The sequence below is a fragment of the Allokutzneria multivorans genome, assembly GCF_039537405.1.
Lineage (GTDB): Bacteria > Actinomycetota > Actinomycetes > Mycobacteriales > Pseudonocardiaceae > Allokutzneria > Allokutzneria multivorans.
Genome location: NZ_BAABAL010000012.1, coordinates 208527 through 224807, shown reverse-complemented (window position 1 = coordinate 224807; position 16281 = coordinate 208527). Strand labels below are relative to the sequence as shown.

Below are 16281 nucleotides of genomic sequence, written 5' to 3'. Positions count from 1 at the left end.
CCACGGCGTTGCGAGCTGACGTTTCCTGAGCTGGCAGGGGGCGGTGTGGCTTGGTGTTGCGGCCACGATGCTGGTAGTAGGGCCTCTGCTTGTGTAGAGGCCTGGTCAGCTCATGCCTCTGTTGAGAGTGAAGGAGCCCGAGGTGAACGCCTCCGACGGCGAACGTCAACCGGTCAAGTCGAAGATGATCACGATCCGGGGGACTGCTCGGCGTGTGCACGCCGACGACGTTGATCTTGCCGAGTTGTTGCTCAAGATGACCACCGAACCGCTTGTCTTGAGGAAAGACCTCAACGCACAGTGGAATACGCTGGCATCTGACATCGCGGCCTCGGAGTACGCGGTCGCGTACTCCAAGCGGGATCGCGGCTCGCTGGTGACGCAGGTGCTGCGCGGTGCACTTCGGGAACTGGACAAGCTCGGTGCCATCCAGCGCGTCGCTCAGCCGCCGGCGGTGATCATCCGCGATCGGGCGCTGCTCGTCGAACTCGTCCAAGCCTGGGACGCCGCCGTGGTCGATAGCAAGGAGTAGAGCCGTTGCGGATCACTTCTCGCCGAGCGAAGGCGCCTTCTTGCCCGGCTTCGCGAGATCGATGCAACGCTGGCCGAGCGCGATGGGCCGATCTAGGCCAGGTGGGTTGAGGATAGTCATTGCTTACGCCTGGGTAAGGGATGGCCAACCTCAACCGTTAGCTTGTCGATCATGGAGACTAACGAGGCCGGTCGAGTGGCGCAGGCGGCTGACGGCGCTGAGGGAACCGCCGTGCCGCCGCTGCCCGCGCTGCGACGGGGCGATGAGAGGCGGATCGCGGACGCGCGGCCGGAGCTGTGCGGGTACTGCCAGCGGAATCCGCGCCCGCCGCAAAGTCGCGGAGGTGGCAGACGGCCCGCGTACTGCGTGACGGAGTGGGGACAGGATTCTCTCGGTCGGGAGATCACCTGCGCCCGTCTCGACCTTGCGCATGATGTCCTCGTGTCGGTCTACGGCGGCACCGGACCGTTGGACCAACTCGACCTCGGAGTACAGGCCCACCGGCTGGCCGAACTCCAAGCCACGCTCGCCCCAGTTGCCGCGGAGCTGATCGCGATGCAGGCGAGTGTGGAGCGTGTCCAGCAGGCGCTCGCTGGGGAGGTCACCGCCGCCCGCGAGGCCCAGGCCCGCGCTGAGGCCGAGGCGTTCTACGCCCGCCGCGACACCGAAGAAGCCATGCAGTCGCGTGACATCGCACTTGCCGAGCGCCGCGCTGCCGAGCAACGCTGCGAAGACTCCGCACGCGATGCTACGCAGGCGCGAGTGGATCGCGACGATGCCCGCGCCGCTGTCGTACGCGCCGAGGACCGCGAGCGCGAAGCCAACGCGCGCGCCAAGGCGGCCACGGCCGCAGCTCGCGAAGCGCACGCCAACCTCGCCGAGCTCATGCGCAGCGCGCGCACCAGCGAGCTGACGGCGCCGCTCTCCCCGGTCGCCCGACTCGCCGAACGCGAGCAACAACTCATCCCCGGCACCGCGATCCCCCCGGGCGAGGACGCGGTGCCCGCGTCAGCAGCGCCAAGTGCGGAGCAGCCTCAGCACCAACCTGTCGAGGCGAGAACCGAGGACCCCGTGGCGACGCTCGCCGCCCCCGCCCTTTCGCACGTTCCCGATCTGCTCGGGGACGCGCTCGTGCGTCCGGTCCCGGACGTGAACGGCACGATCGAGGGCCTCCTTACACCGGCGCTGATCCCAGCGATCGTGTCCGCACTGCGTACTTCGTGGTCAATGCGCCAGGACGTCCCCTGGACGGTGATCGCCCACTACATGCCCGAGGGCTCGGTACGCTCCAGAGAACAGCTCCGCGCGGTACTGGCCGAGCTGACTGCCCCGGCCACGATCGAGCAGCGCCAGATCGATCGCCTGTGGTGCTATGACCGGGTGGACCTCTGGGTCGCCGTCAACACCTGGTACTGGTCACAGGGCGCGGAGATCCCAGTCAACATGTGGCTGTCCTACATGGACATCTCCAGGCTGATGGTCCTCCTGCCCGGCTTCGTCGACACCCTCGATCCCGCTGCGCTCCCGCCGAACCAGGCCGCGCTGAAGCAGCTGCTCCGTAGCCAGGGGGTGCGCCCCGGCGCCGAGCTGCCCACGCTGTCCCGGCTGACACCACACCTGGAGATCATCCGAGATTGGCTCACCCCGACCGTGCGCAAGCGGCTCATGCACATGCCGTCGTGAATTCACGGTGACCTAGCGGCGTTCAACCCATGGTGTGCGGCGTTTACCCCACTGGGTCACGCAGACGCTGCACATCCTGGGATAATCGCTGCATGCGACAGGGCGAGGCGCTGCGGATGCTTGGGGATCTGGCGGCGGACCAGTGGGGAATGGTGACCGTTGCGCAGGCTCTCGACGCTGGGGTCGACCGGGGGACCATCGACCGGTTGGTCTCCGAGGACCTGCTGGAACGGCTCGCGCGCGGGGTGTATGCGCTGCCCGGCGCCAGCGAGGCCGAGCGGCACACCGCCGAGCGGACCGCGTGGCTGCGGCTGGACCCAGCGCGGCTGGCCCACGAGCGCGTTGTGCTCGACGAGAAGGGCGGTGTGCTCTCCCACCGAAGCGCCGCGCGCCTGCTGCGACTGGGGGAGTTGCGGGCGGGGCCAGTGGAGCTGACGGTGCCGAGGCGTCGCACGACCCGGCATCGGGACGTTCACTTGCGGGTGGGCACATTGGCACCCGAGGACGTGATGGTCGTCGACCTCCTGCATGTAACCACCGCGGCGCGCACGATCGCGGACCTGCTCGCTGACGGCGAGGACGGCGGGCACGTCGGGGCGATCATCTCCGAGGCGCTGCGTCGTGCCGAGGTCGAGTTTTCCACGTTGGTCGAGAAGCTCGCGCCGTACGCGGCCAAGCGCGGCTACCCGTGGGGCGACGGGCGCGCGTTGGTGCGCGGGCTGCTGACCCAGGTCGACCCGGGCCTGGTGACGCTACTGGAGACACCGGACGCTGAGATCCTGACGAACCTGCGCGGCCCGGAGGAACCAGACATGATTTTCGTCGACGGCGACGGGACGCACTACCTGATCCAGGTGAAGCGCTTCCCTGCCACAGCAACGGATTTCTCGGAGGGCCGTCGCGATAGCGAGGGCACCCGCCGCCTGCGAGATCTGTTTTCCCCGCAGGTACTGGCTCACGTGATGCAGACCCGGGAACGCAACCATCTCCCCGCCACGCAGGAGCCCGCGCACCACGAGCTGTCGCGCACCCCGCACACTCCCGTCACTCCACCTTCACCCACCGAGAACGTCGCAGACGCGCCGGCGACCTCCGAGCGTGGGCACCGACAACGCCGATGGGTCAAGCGCAAGCCTTTGCGCCACACCACCTTGCTGACCCAGGCCGCAGAGCGCGAGAGCGCAGCGCAACCGCCAGCGACCAGGCAAGCGTAAGTGCCCAGACGGGGGCGGTTCCCCGCTTGCGTGCTTGGACGGACCGGGGGCCGCTAGGACGAAACCCTTGCGCGAGCGGAAAGCGGTCGACGAGCGGACGGAGAGGCAGCGAGCAGTGAACAAGAGCCCGAAGGGGATGCGCGGAGCATTGCGTGATCGCGCTCGGGAACAAGCCGCGCGCGACGGAACAGATCAAGCGGACCTGCTGGAACGCTTCTACTTGCAGCGTCTTCTCGCGAGAGTCTTTTCCTCCTCAACCGCCGATCAGTGGGTGCTCAAAGGCGGACAGGCGATGCTGCTGCGCCATCCCAACGCCCGGCACAGCCACGACATCGACCTCTACCACCGGCAGGCCGCCGATGCGGAGGCCGCGGCCGTCGAGCTGCGGTCAGCCGCCGAGCACGACCTCGGCGATATGGTCACCTTCGTCTTCGGCAAGTGTGCGGCGCTGCCGGAGGCGGCCCACGGCACCCGGTTGCTCTTCTCCGCCCGCATCGGCGGCCAAGAAAGCGCACGCGTCAAGGTCGACCTGGTTGTCGGGCTCGCCCCGGTCGCCGAGCCAGTGCTCTACCAGCTGGAGCCGCCCTTTCCCATGCCGCAAGGGTTCCCGGAGCCTGACCCGGTGGTGGCCTGCTACCACCCGATCGATCACCTCGCGGACAAGGTCTGCGCGCTCTTCGAACGGCACGGTCCCGAGCACAACCTCTCGACCCGCGTCCGCGACCTGGTCGACATCATCCTGATCGCCCGCCGCAGTTCCCTTGACGGCGAACTGTTGCGCAGCGCGCTCGACTCAGAAGTCGCCCGCCGCAACGGTCGAGCTGGGATCACCCTGACCTTGCCCCCGGAGTTCGCCGTCCCCAATCCGGCATGGCGCACGAGCTATCCCACCTCCGCCAAGGACGCGCGCGACATCGCCCCCTACGACTCCTGGGAACATTCCCCCGCCTTCGTCGAGACACTGCTCAACCCCGTGCTCGCCCACGATGCTCGCCCGGGAACGTGGTCGCCGACGAGCCTGTCATGGGCCATGCGCTGAACGAAGCTAGCCACCTACCCAGCGAGACCGACCATTGAGCCGAGTTGGCTCACTCCAACCCACAGGTAGTGGTGAGTCAACCCCAACCGATTTCCCTCATCGGGTCGTACCCGCGCACGGGATGGGCGTCGGAATTAGCGGCCAAGTCTTCGTTCACGACCACGCTGCGGATGACGAGCGGGCGGCAAGGGGTTGAGGTTGGTCAACTCCAACATCGGTGTAGGTGATGGCCTACCGCAACCCTCCCAGCAAGGTCCGGTCGCACGCGTTACGGGCGCTCGGGACGGTTGTCCTGATAGAGGCGGTGAGCGTGAGCCTCATCAGTGCTGACCCCAGTGGGGCTTGCCTTTGAGGAAAGCCCATGCCGATGCCGGAGTGGCCGCGTCAGGCAGGAGCACGCGCCCGCGACGCCATCCTGTCCACAGTGGACTCCTCGTATGTGTGGAATACCTCTGGAACTCGCCGGAGTGACATCAACGCGGACGCGGCACCGATGGAGGTGGGCATGTCCCTGCCGCGAGAGGTGTCGCCATAGGGTGGTGCCCGGTGTGTCGCTCTTTGATCAGACCGCCGTTTCGCCGTCACCGACAGCCAGGTCGGGATTGGTGAGGTCGTCGCGCGTGATCGTTACCGTGGTGGCCTTACCCGCCTTGCTGGCGGTGAGGCCCGGGAACGCTCGGATGCCGACGAAGTAGACCCGGACTCCCGCCAGTTCGACGAAGGGAGGCCAGGCGCGAGCGGGCTCGTCGGCGGGGAACTGCAGCAGCTTTTCGGTCATGTTGAACACGACCAGGTAGGCGATGTTCTTCTTGTAGTCGTGGGCGTACTTAATGACCTGGTGAAATCCCCTGGCGATATATGACTTTCCGCGACCGTCAAAAATCTTCCCTTCGCAGATGAGCGGATCGTCGCTGTCGAGTTCGCCGATGAGGTCGGGTTCGCCGGAGGCGGAACGAGCCTTGGCGTGGGTGACGTAATTGCCTTCCTGGAAAAGGTACCGCTGCAAGCTGAGGTTGTAGACTTCCTCGCCGTTCGACTTGTTGGCCACGAAAGCGTCGTGAAGCACGCTGCGGTCGAACCACTCAACGGTGTGCACATACCGCTCAAGGATGTAAAGAACGCTACCTTGATCACCGATCTGCTCATCGAGGAAATCAATCAAGGGTCGGATCACCTGCTCAGGGAATGTTTGCCACATGGCATCCATTCCCCGCTCGCCAAAACCTGTTCCACGTCCATACTTCATCGTGAGATTTTGTCCGTTGCCGGTCGCGTCGGCGGCAGCGTGGTGTTTCATCAACTGCCAGACCAGAGCGACGCGCCCTTCTTCTGTCCTGCTTGGCCACGTCAAGGCGCCACGCATGTGATCAAAGCTCTGGAGGAAGGCATCGGTGTCGATGTCGGGCTCCACCAGCGCAGCATCGGCGAGGATCGCGCGTAGTGCAGGCTGGTTCTCGATCCACTCGACGGTCAGACGGACCTCGTAGGAAGCACAACTGAACGTCGCGGTTGCAATCTTGCGGTACCGCTGCCGGAGCTTCACTTGAAGATCCTGCTGATATCTCACCGGAACAATCCTTTCATTGCCTGGTCAAATTGGCTCTCAAGGTCAGCGCCGAGGGTTTGGGCGCGGCCGTCCTGGTCGACCATGCGGACGAGGGTCCGGCAGCAGGGGCAGCGGATCGTCGTCTCGGCGACTATCTCCGCCCAGTGCATCCAGATCGGGTACGTGCACTCGGGGCAACCGACCTCAAGGTCCACATGCAGGAGTTGAGCGGACCGTGAGCGGTTCATCCCACCATCTTTCCCTCGCCCCGCTCATGATCCGTTGAACGACACGGGGTTTTGCAGCCGCCTTCCAGCGTGTCGGCACTCCACTTGGAGTCCGTCAACCCCCTCGGGGACACCGAGATCGACGGGTAGAAACGGTCACCGACCACAAGAACACCACTCCGCCGTCTACACCCTGCCCCCTCCGGACTGCCCGACGCCCTGGCGAGGCGCGGCACCAGAAGTCTGGCACCTGCCGATGAGTGGTGGACACGTTCTGCTGCAGCAGAAACGGCCGATCGATGACACCGTGGACCGAACCATCGAAGTCCGTGTACATCGATGGTGACATCCTGCACTTGCGCAGCGACGCGAGCCGCTCCTACCTGTACGAGCGGCTCTCCCCAGCCGCGCGAACAGGCAGGTTCTCCAACCGGTCTGCGCTGATCGTCACGGCCCCGCCCGCGCGGTGGAGGACGCCGCGCACGAGCAGCGCCGGACTCCGTCGAGCGGCCTGCTTGTTCCGCGCGGTGACACCCGCGGCAGCGGCGACATTGACGACACCTGTTTCGTCCTCCAGGGAGTAGAAAGTCATTCCGCCTGCTGTGGGTGGGCGTTGTCGGTGGGTGACGAGTCCGGCGACGAGAATCCTTGTGCCGTCAGGGATGTCGTCGAGGGTGGTGGCGGCGCGGGCTCCGATGCGGTTGAGGTAGTCGCGGGCGAATTCCACGGGGTGGGTGTCGGGTGAGATGCCGGTGGCCCACACGTCGGCGACGAGCAAGTCCGCCGCGCTCATACCCGGCAGGCTCGGCGCGGTGTCCCCGGTCGTGGTTCCCGGGAGATGCCCGGGGCGGTGCGCGGCGGCTGGCCCGGCGGCCCAGAGTGCTGCGCGGCGGGAGAGCCCGAAGGGGGTGAAGACTCCTGCTGTGGCAAGGGCTTCGGCTTGGGGTGTGGTGAGTCGGATGCGTTCGGCGAGATCAGCCATGCTGCGGTACGGCCCGTTCCGGTCGCGTTCGGCGGTGATCGCCTCGGCGAGGTCCTCGCTGATCGTGCGCACCGACGCCAGGCCGAGTCGTACGGCGGGTGTGGAGTCTTTGGGCAGTAATGGTTCTAGGGAGGCGTGGGTGGCGCTGAGGTTGATGTCGGGTCGGCGGATGGTGACGTCGTGGTGGCGTGCGTCGGCGACCAGGGACTGTGGCGAGTAGAAGCCCGTCGGTTGAGCGCGCAGGAGCCCGGCGAGAAACGGTGCGGGGTAATGGCATTTGAGCCACAGGCTGGCGAAGACGATGTGCGCGAAAGAGATCGCGTGCGACTCAGGAAACCCGTAGGAGGCGAACGCGGCGAGCTTGTCGAAGATCGCGTTCGCGAGTGTGGTGTTGATGTCGTGCAGGCGGGCGGCGCCGTCGCGGAAGCGCTGCCGGAGCGCTTCGACTTTGGCGTGGGAGCGTTTCGCGCCGATCGCACCCCGCAGTTGGTCGGCTTCGGCGGGGGAGAAGCCCGCGCAGTCGATGGCCATCTGCATCAACTGTTCCTGAAACAGCGGGATACCCAGGGTTTTCTCCAGCGCGCCGCGTAGCGAGGGGTGGGCGTAGGTGACCGGTTCTGTGCCGTCGCGGCGGCGGAGGTAGGGGTGGACGGAGCCGCCCTGGATCGGGCCGGGCCGGATCAATGCGACTTCGACGACGAGGTCGTAGAAGGTCTCCGGTTTCAGCCTGGGCAGGGTGGACATCTGCGCGCGGGACTCGATCTGAAAAACGCCGATGGTGTCGGCTTTCCGGGCAGCGGCGTAGACGTCGGGGTCGGCGAGGTCCAGGCGCGCGAGGTCGATGGCGGTGCCGTGGTAGTCGGCGATGAGGTCGACGGTGTAGTGCAGCGCGGAGAGCATTCCCAAGCCCAGCAAGTCGAACTTCACCAGCCCGGCCCAGGCGCAGCCTTCTTTGTCCCATTGCAGGACGGTGCGTCCGGGCATGGTCGCGTTCTCCACGGGACAGATCTCGCCGATGGGGGTGCCGGTGATGACCATGCCGCCGGAGTGGATACCCAGGTGACGCGGTGCGCCCTCCAGTTGCGCGGCCAGCTCCAGCACGAGCGGCGGAATCCCTTCCGCTTCACCGGCCCCGGGCTCACTGTCCTGTGTGGACTCATCCGTGGGGACAGTGCGGTGATGGTCCAGCTGCTTCGCCCACGCGTCCTGCTGGCCAGTGGCGTAACCCAAGGCCTTGGCGACGTCCCGGATCGCCGAACGCGCTTTGTAGGTGATCAGGTTGGCGACCTGGGCGACGTGCGAACGCCCGTAGGTGCGGTACACGTATTGGATGACTTCTTCGCGGCGGTCGGACTCGATGTCGATGTCGATGTCCGGTGGCCCGTCCCGCGCTGCCGACAGGAACCGCTCGAACAGGAGTTTGGCGGCGATGGGGTCGGCGTTGGTGACGCCGAGGGCGTAGCAGACCGCGGAGTTCGCCGCCGAACCCCGCCCCTGACACAGAATGCCTTCTGTGCGGCAGAATTCGACGATGCGGTTTACCACCAGGAAGTATCCGGCGAACCCGAGGGCAGCGATTACGTCGAGTTCGTGATCGATCTGCGCGTAGGCCTTCTCGTGCTCAGCGCGGGGCCCGTAGCGGTGCGCGGCTCCGGCGTAGGCGAGCACGCGCAGATGGCTGTCCTCGGATTCCCCTGCAGGGACAGGGAAACGGGGAAGTGGTGGGGCGAGGATGGTGAGGTCGAGCGCGCACTCACCGGCGATCTGGGCGGTGCGCGCGACGGCACCGGGGTAGCGGGAGAAGCGGTCGGCCATCTCCGCGCCGGAGCGCAGGTAAGCCGCGGGCGCGGGTGGGAGCCAACCGTCGAGGTCATCGAGGGGGCGGCGGGCACGGATCGCGGCCACCACGGCGGCGAGCCGAAACTTGTCGGGGGTGGCGTAGTGCACGGCGTTGGTGGCCACGACCGGCAGCCGCGCCCGCGCTGCGAGTTCGGCGAGCAGGTCGTTGCGGACGGTGTCCCCGGGGAGGTTGTGGTCGGTCAGCTCGACCGCGACGTTGTCCCGCCCGAACATGACGGTCAACCGCGCCAGCTCGTCGGCGGCGGCCTCGACCCCGTGGTGGGCGAGGGCGGTGCGGACGGTGCCTTTGCGGCAGCCGGTGAGCACCAGCCACTCCCCGCCCGCACGCCCGGCCAGCTCGTCGACGTTGTAGACCGGACGGCCTTTCACCGCTCGGTCGGCGGCGGGCGCCGGGTGGTCGTCGGGTTCGCGGAAACCCGCGAGCTGGGCGGCGGTGATCGTCGCCGCGAGGGAACGGTAGCCGTCGGCGGTGCGCGCCAGGACCAGCAGGTGCTGCCCGCCCGGATCAACTACCCCGCCCTGCGGTGCGTCCAGGCCAAGGGAGAGTTCCGCGCCGTACACCGTTGCCAGCCCACGGTTTCTCGCAGCAGCCGCGAGATACGGGGCGCCGTAAAGCCCGTTGTGATCGGTCAACGCCACCCCGGTCAAGCCCAACCGGACGGCTTCGTCGACGAGGTCCTCGGGGGAGGACACCCCGTCCAGGAAGCTGTAGTGGGAGTGGCAGTGCAACTCCGCGTACGGCACCACCGGTCCATCCGGGCTCGGCGCGCGAGCCGGCGACGCGACACCGGGTCCAGGATCTGGTGGGGGTGTGCGGGTGCCGGAGAGCGCGGCCTCGAACTCAGACCACGGGACGGGTGGGTTGTGCCACGCCATTACTGGTAGATCCCGTCCAGCCACCACCGCTGTCCGTCGCCGCCGAGCAGCACCGCCAGCTCCCCGTCCTCGCCGGTGGTGTCGCAGGTGAGCTGGAGCCGGAAGCTCACCTGCTCGACCTCGGGGGACCAGAATTGTTGCCACAGCGGCCACACGGGTCCCCATGCCAGCACGCGGCGGCGCGGGAAACCCGTGAGCTGCACGGTGGCCGGTGGCGCGTTGAGGGCGCTGCGCACCACCCGCACCGGCGAACCATCGTCGGCGAACAACCCGGCGACGGGTTTACCGGGGACCAGCGTGGTCGGGGTGGGTGGCAGCATCCGGCCCGGCCACGGCAACTCAGCGCGTGGATCGGGGTCACGCGCATCGCCCCACGGCACGAGGGTGGCCGCGTCCTGCGGGGTACGGCCGCCGCCGAGCAGTGGGAGCTGGACGCCGTCGGCGCCGAGGATGCCCTGTACGCGCACCATCGCCCGCCCCGCCCGTTCCGCCGCATCGCTTTCCGTGCTGTTGGTGAGCAGGTCGAGTTGCAGGGCCGTTCCGGCGAGGACTTCGGTGGGTTCCAGGTGCAGGACGGTGATGCCGCTGCCGAGCGCGCCGGGCCCGCTCACTCGCAGCCACCCGTCTAGCTGCCACCGCACCCGATCCACCATCCCCGCCACGGTGAGCGGTTCAGCGCACCGCCAGATCCGCTCCCGCTGTGCGCCCAGCTCGGTGGTCGCGCGGATCGCCAGCCGCGTGCACACCAACCCCCGCCCCGCCAACTCGCCGTGGAGTTGCTCGCCGAGGCGTTTCGCGGCGAACGCGGCGACATCGACCCGTTCCAACGCCGGGTCGAACTCCTCGTGGACGCTGAGATCAGCGGGCGGGGTGCGGCGGTGCGGAGCGTGCTCATCGGCGCCCCGAGCCCGCTGATGCGCTACCGTGCCCTGAGGCCCGAACCGCGTGGACACATCCGAGACCGGGAGCGCGGCGAACTCGCCCAGGGTGCGAATGCCCAAGCGAGACAACAGATCGAGGAACTCTGGCCAGCGTGCGCGCGGCTCGCTCGGCTGATCCAGCACCCGAATCCCCAACGGCGCCAGAAACTCCGGCGTAGTCCCGGGTGGGACGAGCAGACCGTGATGGGCCGCCACCGTTGCGGCGAACACGGTGTCGGCGATCCCCACCTGAACGCTGTCGACCCCGGTGGCCTCCACCGCGTCGACCAGCCGCTCGGCGGCTGCTTCCTCGCTGCCGTAGTAGCGGGCGGGCCCGGAGGCGGCGAGCACGAGCAGGCCAGGGCGCAGGATCTCCACGCCCGCCACTACCTCCTCGACCGCCGCGGCGACCGGCTCGATCGCCGCCGCGTCCCGCTCACCGTCAGCCGAGACCACGACCAGGTCCGGGCACAGTGTCTGCGCCTCCCGCAGTCGCTGCCCCCGCCGGACACCGTGAGCGCGAGCGGAAGCCGTGCACACCACGATCTTGTTCGAATCGGTGACCGCGACCGGCGAGCGCGCATCGTGGCCGCCCGCGTGGGCGGCGGCGACCGCCGGAAAATCCGGGCACCACACCGCGATCAGGCGCATCCCGGCCCCACCACCGCCGCCGCACCACGTCCCCACGTCACCGTGGCCTCGGCGACCAGACCACCCGGGCCTGGCAGCAACGCGCTCGTCGAGCGCGGACGCGCCGCCGCACCCCGACCGCTCGCCCGCACCTCAACCTCCCGTGCGAGCAGGTGGCCGTGCCCTGCGCCGAGCCCGCGCCACCGACCGCCCGCCAGCCGCAGCTCCAGATCCGCGCCAGGCCACCGGTCCTGGGCGTGCACCGACATCAGCACCGTGCCGCGCTGCCGCGCGCGGGCGGTGACCTTGCGGATCTCCTGCGGCCGCAACCCGATGAGGCCAGCGACCGCGACGACGTCCATCCCGTCGACCAACGCGTCCACGACCGCGCCCAGCGCGTCACCCGGTCTGGGGACCAGCGGCATCCGCTCCACCACCACCCCGGCCTCGGCCGCGGCCACCACGCTCACGGTGGGCATGCCGACCACCGCCGCCCAACCACCAGCGGCGGTCACCGGAGCAAGAAGGGTGAACAGCAACGCCATCGAGGACACCGTGATCGTCGCACCACGCCGCAAACCCGGCCACGGCAACACAGGTCGGATCACGGGAGCCACCGGCAACACGCTGCCCGCGACGTCCTCACTGGACGCCGGACGGACACCGGCCAGCACCGGCAACGGCTCAGACACCTGAACTCCTCCAGGGCGCGCGCGGACGCGAGCACACCCGCCGAGGGGAAGTCGGCGATCTGCTCGAACTAGTGTTCGATTGACTGGCCTCAGTTAAACGCTGAGTTGCGGAGTCGTCAAGTCGATCAGGCCATCGTGGACGGCCAGTGACCAGCAGTTACCGACCAGTCACCCCGTGACCGCGTGGGGCTCGCCAGTCGAACTGATCGAGGCCGTCACCGGCTCCTGACACCGCCCATGTGGCCCTGTGGGGTGGTGCACCGGGGTTCACCTGCGCTGACGCGGCAGGATCGGGGCAGCCGAGTTACCGTCGAGCACCCAGGACACCGAGCTGGCAACCCTGCGGGCGTCGCGTCTGGTGGGGCGGCGGAGGTCGGCATGGCAGTCGAGCCGAACACGAGCGAGCGCTCAGGCGTGCCGGAATGGATCGCGCCGATGCTCGCCTCCCCAGGCAGCCCAGATCTAACGGTGGGTCCACAGTGGATCTACGAGGCCAAGCTCGATGGGTACCGAGCGGCGATGAGAATCGCCGCGAACGGGGCGACGGCACTCACCAGCCGCAACGGCAACGACCTCACCACGGAGTTCTCGGCGCTGTGCGGTGTCCTTGCCGCAGGGCTGGAAGGTCGGGAAGCGGTGCTCGACGGCGAGATCGTCGTCTACGACACCGACGGCCGAGTCGACTTCGACGCGCTGCAGGAGCGGCGAGGCCGCTACCGCAAACACGCCAAACGCCATCCCGGTGACCCGTTCGAGGACCCCGTGGAGGTCCGCTACCTCGCCTTCGATTTACTGCGCCTGGGGGCGGATGTGTTGGTGCGCAAGCCTTATGAACACCGGCGGGCGCTGCTGGAGCAGCTTCCGATGCCCGATCCGTACCAGGCATCGGTGGTGACGGCGTTCCCGCACGAGAAGCTGGCCGCTGATCGCGTGACACCACAGGCACTGCTCGACCGTGTCAGCGCCGCCGGGTTCGAAGGCCTGATGGCCAAGCACCGGTCCGGCTTGTACTTTCCCGACCAGCGCTCCGAGGTGTGGCTCAAGCACCCCACAACCCATGTGCAGAGCGTTCTCGTGTGCGGGTGGCGGCAGGGCAAGGGCCGGTTCGCGGGGATGCTCGGCGGACTGCTGCTCGGCGCCCAAGACCCGACCACCGGCGACCTGCTCTACATCGGTGACGTCGGGACCGGGTTCAGCGACGCCGCCCGCCACGACATGCACGCCCGCCTGGTGCCGTTGGCGCGGGCGAGACATCCGTTCGCGGCGGAGCCGCCTCGGGATCAGGTGAGGGGCGCGCAGTGGGTCGACCCGGTCGTGATCGGGGAGGTCAGGTACCGGCGTTTCACTTCCGGGGAACCGCGGCTGCGGCACGCCAGCTGGCGAGGCATCCGAGACGACATCACCGTTGCCGACGCCGTTCTGCCGCGTTCCCACTCATCCCCCGCGCCACCGCGAGCACCAGCTTCCGCGCCGCGAGCACCGGAACCGGTTGTGGGGGAGAGGATCACCGTGCGGGTCGGGACACGACACCTTTCACTGTCCAATCTGGACAAAGTCCTCTACCCCACCGCCGGGTTCACCAAGGCCGAGGTCATCGACTACTACACCCGCATCGCCCCGGTCCTGCTTCCACACCTTGCCGGGCGACCGATCACCATGATCCGCTTCCCGGACGGTGTTGGTGGGCAACAGTTTTTCGCCAAGAACGCACCTTTCGGTGCGCCGAGTTGGCTGCCGACCGTGCGGCTGCCGCACCGCAGCTCACGTACCGAGGGCGAAGACACGATCGACTACCCGCTGATCGAGGACCTGCCCGCGCTGGTGTGGGCGGCCAACCTCGCCGCGCTCGAACTGCACGTTCCTCAATGGACAGTCGGCCCCGGCCCGGTGCGGCGTCCGCCGGATCGGCTACTGTTCGACCTCGACCCCGGCGACGGCGCGACCATCGTCGAGTGCGCCCGAGTCGCCGAGCGCCTGCACGAGATCCTCACCGCCGACGGGCTCACGCCGGTCGCGAAAACCAGCGGCTCGAAAGGACTCCAGATCTACGCTGGGATCATCACCGCCGACCCCGCCCAACCCTCCGCCTACGCCAAAGCCCTCGCGCAGCAGCTTGCTCGCGAGACCCCGGAGCGGGTGGTGGCGAAGATGGCAAAGAGCCTGCGCGTGGACAGGGTGTTCATCGACTGGAGTCAGAACAACCCCGCCAAGACCACCATCGCGCCCTACTCACTGCGCGGACGCGAACACCCCACCGTCTCCACACCGATCAGCTGGGAGGAAGTCCGCGCGTGCCGCCGCGCACGTGACCTGGTTTTCACCGCTGCCGATGTTCTCAACCGCGTCGAGGAACAACGCGACTACTTTGCCGATCTTGCACGCACCCGCGCTCCGCTTCCGCGACGGTGACCGGCGTGCTGACGTGGCAGCACCACCGGCCAGCCCGCCGTGCTGCACGGTTCCAGCGACACACGCCGTTCCCGCGAGCGCCGTGGTCGGCTCGACCCCAACCGGGCCTGGGGAGAGGTGTCACAACGACGGTCACGCCGGTGTCACGCTGTGACACGGCGGCGCTGTCACCTACGACTCTTGCGTGACAGTCAGTCGTGACGAACTTCCAGGCGTGCCATGAGCATCTCGGCCAGGCTCCGTAAGCCGGACGGCACCGTTGAGCGCTGTTGTCGCGCGGCGAGGGCGCTGAGGGAGTGGCGCACAGGGTTGCTGCGGGGGACAATCGACGTGGACGCCTCATCAACTGGCGCCTTCGGCGTCGTGGCGAGAGGAGCCCGATGTCATCCGACTCGTCATCCTTCAGCAGCGCGACGCAAGCGCCTGTGGGTGCCGACGTTCTCGTTGACGAGAGCGAAGGAACACGCGTTCGTCTCGCGGATCGTGTCGTCACCGTAGCGGCGGTCCGGCAGCATCCGGGTCGCTACACCGGCCTGTTTACCCGAGCACGCAACGAAATCGGCTACGCGGTGTGCCTATGTCGTAGCGACGTGTTGGTGCGCTTGGTGATTCGTTGCCTTGGCGGTCGATACCATCTCGCGACGTGGCCTTCCAGCGGGCACCAACACGCACCCGATTGTGCCTGGTACCGAAGCCACTCCGCGCTATCCGGGCGCGGTGAGCATAGCGCGGCCATCATCGCCAGCGACGACAGCACCTCGATCCGGCTGTCGACACCGCTGCTGGTACGCGGTGCCTCCGCGATTCCAGCCAAAGACCGCGCCACACCACCAGAGACGACCGCCGTCGACACGCGCAGTGCGATCGGACCGTTGGCGCTGCTGCACTTCCTGTGGGAGTCCGCGCGACTGCACACCTGGGTTCCCCGTGCACGCCCCCGAACCTGGGGCGACTGTCGCGCCGTGTTGATCGAGCAAGCCCGCGCGTGCCGGATCAACGCCCGAGCAGGGATCGAAGCACTGTGGATTCCACCGGCGTTTCGCCGAGAACAGGCAGAAGCGAACAGCGCCGCATGGGCGCGCTTCCTCACGCGGCTGGCTCCCGCGGGTCGGACGCGATTGCGCGGCCTCGTGCTGGGCGAGATCCGATCGGTGGAGCCGAGCCAGTACGGCGAACGCATCCACTTAGCCCATCAGCGCGGAGGGTTGTTCGCCACCACGCCGTTGATGGAGCGCGTGCGGAGGTCCTACCCGCACGTGTTCGGCAAGTCCGTCGCCGCATCACCGCGTCGTCAGATCGTGCTGTGCGTGATCGAGCGCAGCCGTGGCGGACATGCGAAAGTCATTGCACTGGCGGCGATGTTGACCACCCAGACCTACGTTCCCGTCGATTCGATGCACGAAGCGGACATGGCCGACGCGCTCGTCGTGGCGGGCCGCACGTTCGTCAAACCACTGTGCTACGAAGGCCAAGCCGTCTTCCCGGACTTCGTGCTGATCGACTCCGACCCAGAGACCTACGTCGAAGTGTGGGGCGTGACCGGACGCGACAGTTACGAGAAACGCAAGCGTGCCAAGCAGAAGATCTACCACGACACCGGACGCCGCCTGTTGGAATGGGACGTCGCCGAACCCCTGCCGGAGCTCTCCCTGTAGCCCCGCGCTTCGCAGG

At 67.8% G+C, this 16281-nt stretch carries 10 protein-coding genes; 6 read left to right on the top strand and 4 right to left on the bottom strand.

All coding sequences use genetic code 11. The features are described from left to right. The first annotated feature begins 142 nt into the window (after nucleotides 1–142). From ABD798_RS17850 to ABD798_RS17835, 4 genes are all read left to right on the top strand, one after another. The gene (locus ABD798_RS17850) at nucleotides 143–532 is read left to right on the top strand and encodes a hypothetical protein (protein ID WP_344876148.1); all 390 of its coding nucleotides are present in this window, start codon (nucleotides 143–145) and stop codon (nucleotides 530–532) included. 171 nt (nucleotides 533–703) lie between these two features. Beyond that, nucleotides 704–2215 carry a hypothetical protein gene (locus tag ABD798_RS17845; RefSeq protein ID WP_344876147.1) on the top strand — a complete coding sequence of 504 codons (1512 nt, stop codon included), beginning with the start codon at nucleotides 704–706 and terminating at the stop codon, nucleotides 2213–2215. 92 nt (nucleotides 2216–2307) lie between these two features. Beyond that, on the top strand, nucleotides 2308–3429 hold the full coding sequence (locus ABD798_RS17840; protein ID WP_344876145.1) for a type IV toxin-antitoxin system AbiEi family antitoxin domain-containing protein: 1122 nt from the start codon (nucleotides 2308–2310) through the stop codon (nucleotides 3427–3429). A gap of 136 nt (nucleotides 3430–3565) precedes the next feature. Then, a complete protein-coding gene (locus tag ABD798_RS17835; protein WP_344876346.1) occupies nucleotides 3566–4468 on the top strand; it encodes a nucleotidyl transferase AbiEii/AbiGii toxin family protein in 903 nt (300 codons plus the stop codon). A gap of 562 nt (nucleotides 4469–5030) precedes the next feature. Here ABD798_RS17835 and ABD798_RS17830 read toward each other — a convergent pair. From ABD798_RS17830 to ABD798_RS17815, 4 genes are all read right to left on the bottom strand, one after another. Beyond that, the gene (locus ABD798_RS17830; RefSeq protein ID WP_344876143.1) at nucleotides 5031–6035 is read right to left on the bottom strand and encodes a hypothetical protein; all 1005 of its coding nucleotides are present in this window, start codon (nucleotides 6033–6035) and stop codon (nucleotides 5031–5033) included. A gap of 585 nt (nucleotides 6036–6620) precedes the next feature. Further along, nucleotides 6621–9959 carry an error-prone DNA polymerase gene (locus tag ABD798_RS17825; protein WP_344876141.1) on the bottom strand — a complete coding sequence of 1113 codons (3339 nt, stop codon included), beginning with the start codon at nucleotides 9957–9959 and terminating at the stop codon, nucleotides 6621–6623. Further along, nucleotides 9959–11530 (bottom strand): DNA polymerase Y family protein, encoded by a 1572-nt coding sequence (locus tag ABD798_RS17820; protein WP_344876139.1) that lies wholly within the window; start codon nucleotides 11528–11530, stop codon nucleotides 9959–9961. The genes ABD798_RS17825 and ABD798_RS17820 overlap by 1 nt, the downstream gene beginning before the upstream one ends. Then, on the bottom strand, nucleotides 11521–12201 hold the full coding sequence (locus tag ABD798_RS17815) for a hypothetical protein (protein ID WP_344876138.1): 681 nt from the start codon (nucleotides 12199–12201) through the stop codon (nucleotides 11521–11523). Before ABD798_RS17815 ends, ABD798_RS17820 begins: the two co-directional genes overlap by 10 nt. A 378-nt stretch (nucleotides 12202–12579) precedes the next feature. Here ABD798_RS17815 and ligD point away from each other — a divergent pair, with 378 nt between their 5' ends. Then, complete coding sequence (gene ligD / locus ABD798_RS17810) at nucleotides 12580–14610, top strand: DNA ligase D (protein WP_344876136.1); 2031 nt, start codon at nucleotides 12580–12582, stop codon at nucleotides 14608–14610. Between the two features lie 380 nt (nucleotides 14611–14990). Then, nucleotides 14991–16265 (top strand): DUF1173 family protein, encoded by a 1275-nt coding sequence (locus ABD798_RS17805; protein ID WP_344876134.1) that lies wholly within the window; start codon nucleotides 14991–14993, stop codon nucleotides 16263–16265. The last annotated feature ends 16 nt before the right edge of the window (nucleotides 16266–16281 follow it).

Bases quoted from the DNA above. Each gene is read 5' to 3' on its own strand.
- ABD798_RS17845 (WP_344876147.1), top strand. From the start codon at position 704: ATGGAGACTAACGAGGCCGGTCGAGTGGCGCAGGCGGCTGACGGCGCT.
- ABD798_RS17840 (WP_344876145.1), top strand. From the start codon at position 2,308: ATGCGACAGGGCGAGGCGCTGCGGATGCTTGGGGATCTGGCGGCGGAC.
- ABD798_RS17835 (WP_344876346.1), top strand. From the start codon at position 3,566: ATGCGCGGAGCATTGCGTGATCGCGCTCGGGAACAAGCCGCGCGCGAC.
- ABD798_RS17825 (WP_344876141.1), bottom strand. From the start codon at position 9,959: ATGGCGTGGCACAACCCACCCGTCCCGTGGTCTGAGTTCGAGGCCGCG.
- ABD798_RS17820 (WP_344876139.1), bottom strand. From the start codon at position 11,530: ATGCGCCTGATCGCGGTGTGGTGCCCGGATTTTCCGGCGGTCGCCGCC.
- ligD (WP_344876136.1), top strand. From the start codon at position 12,580: ATGGCAGTCGAGCCGAACACGAGCGAGCGCTCAGGCGTGCCGGAATGG.
- ABD798_RS17805 (WP_344876134.1), top strand. From the start codon at position 14,991: ATGTCATCCGACTCGTCATCCTTCAGCAGCGCGACGCAAGCGCCTGTG.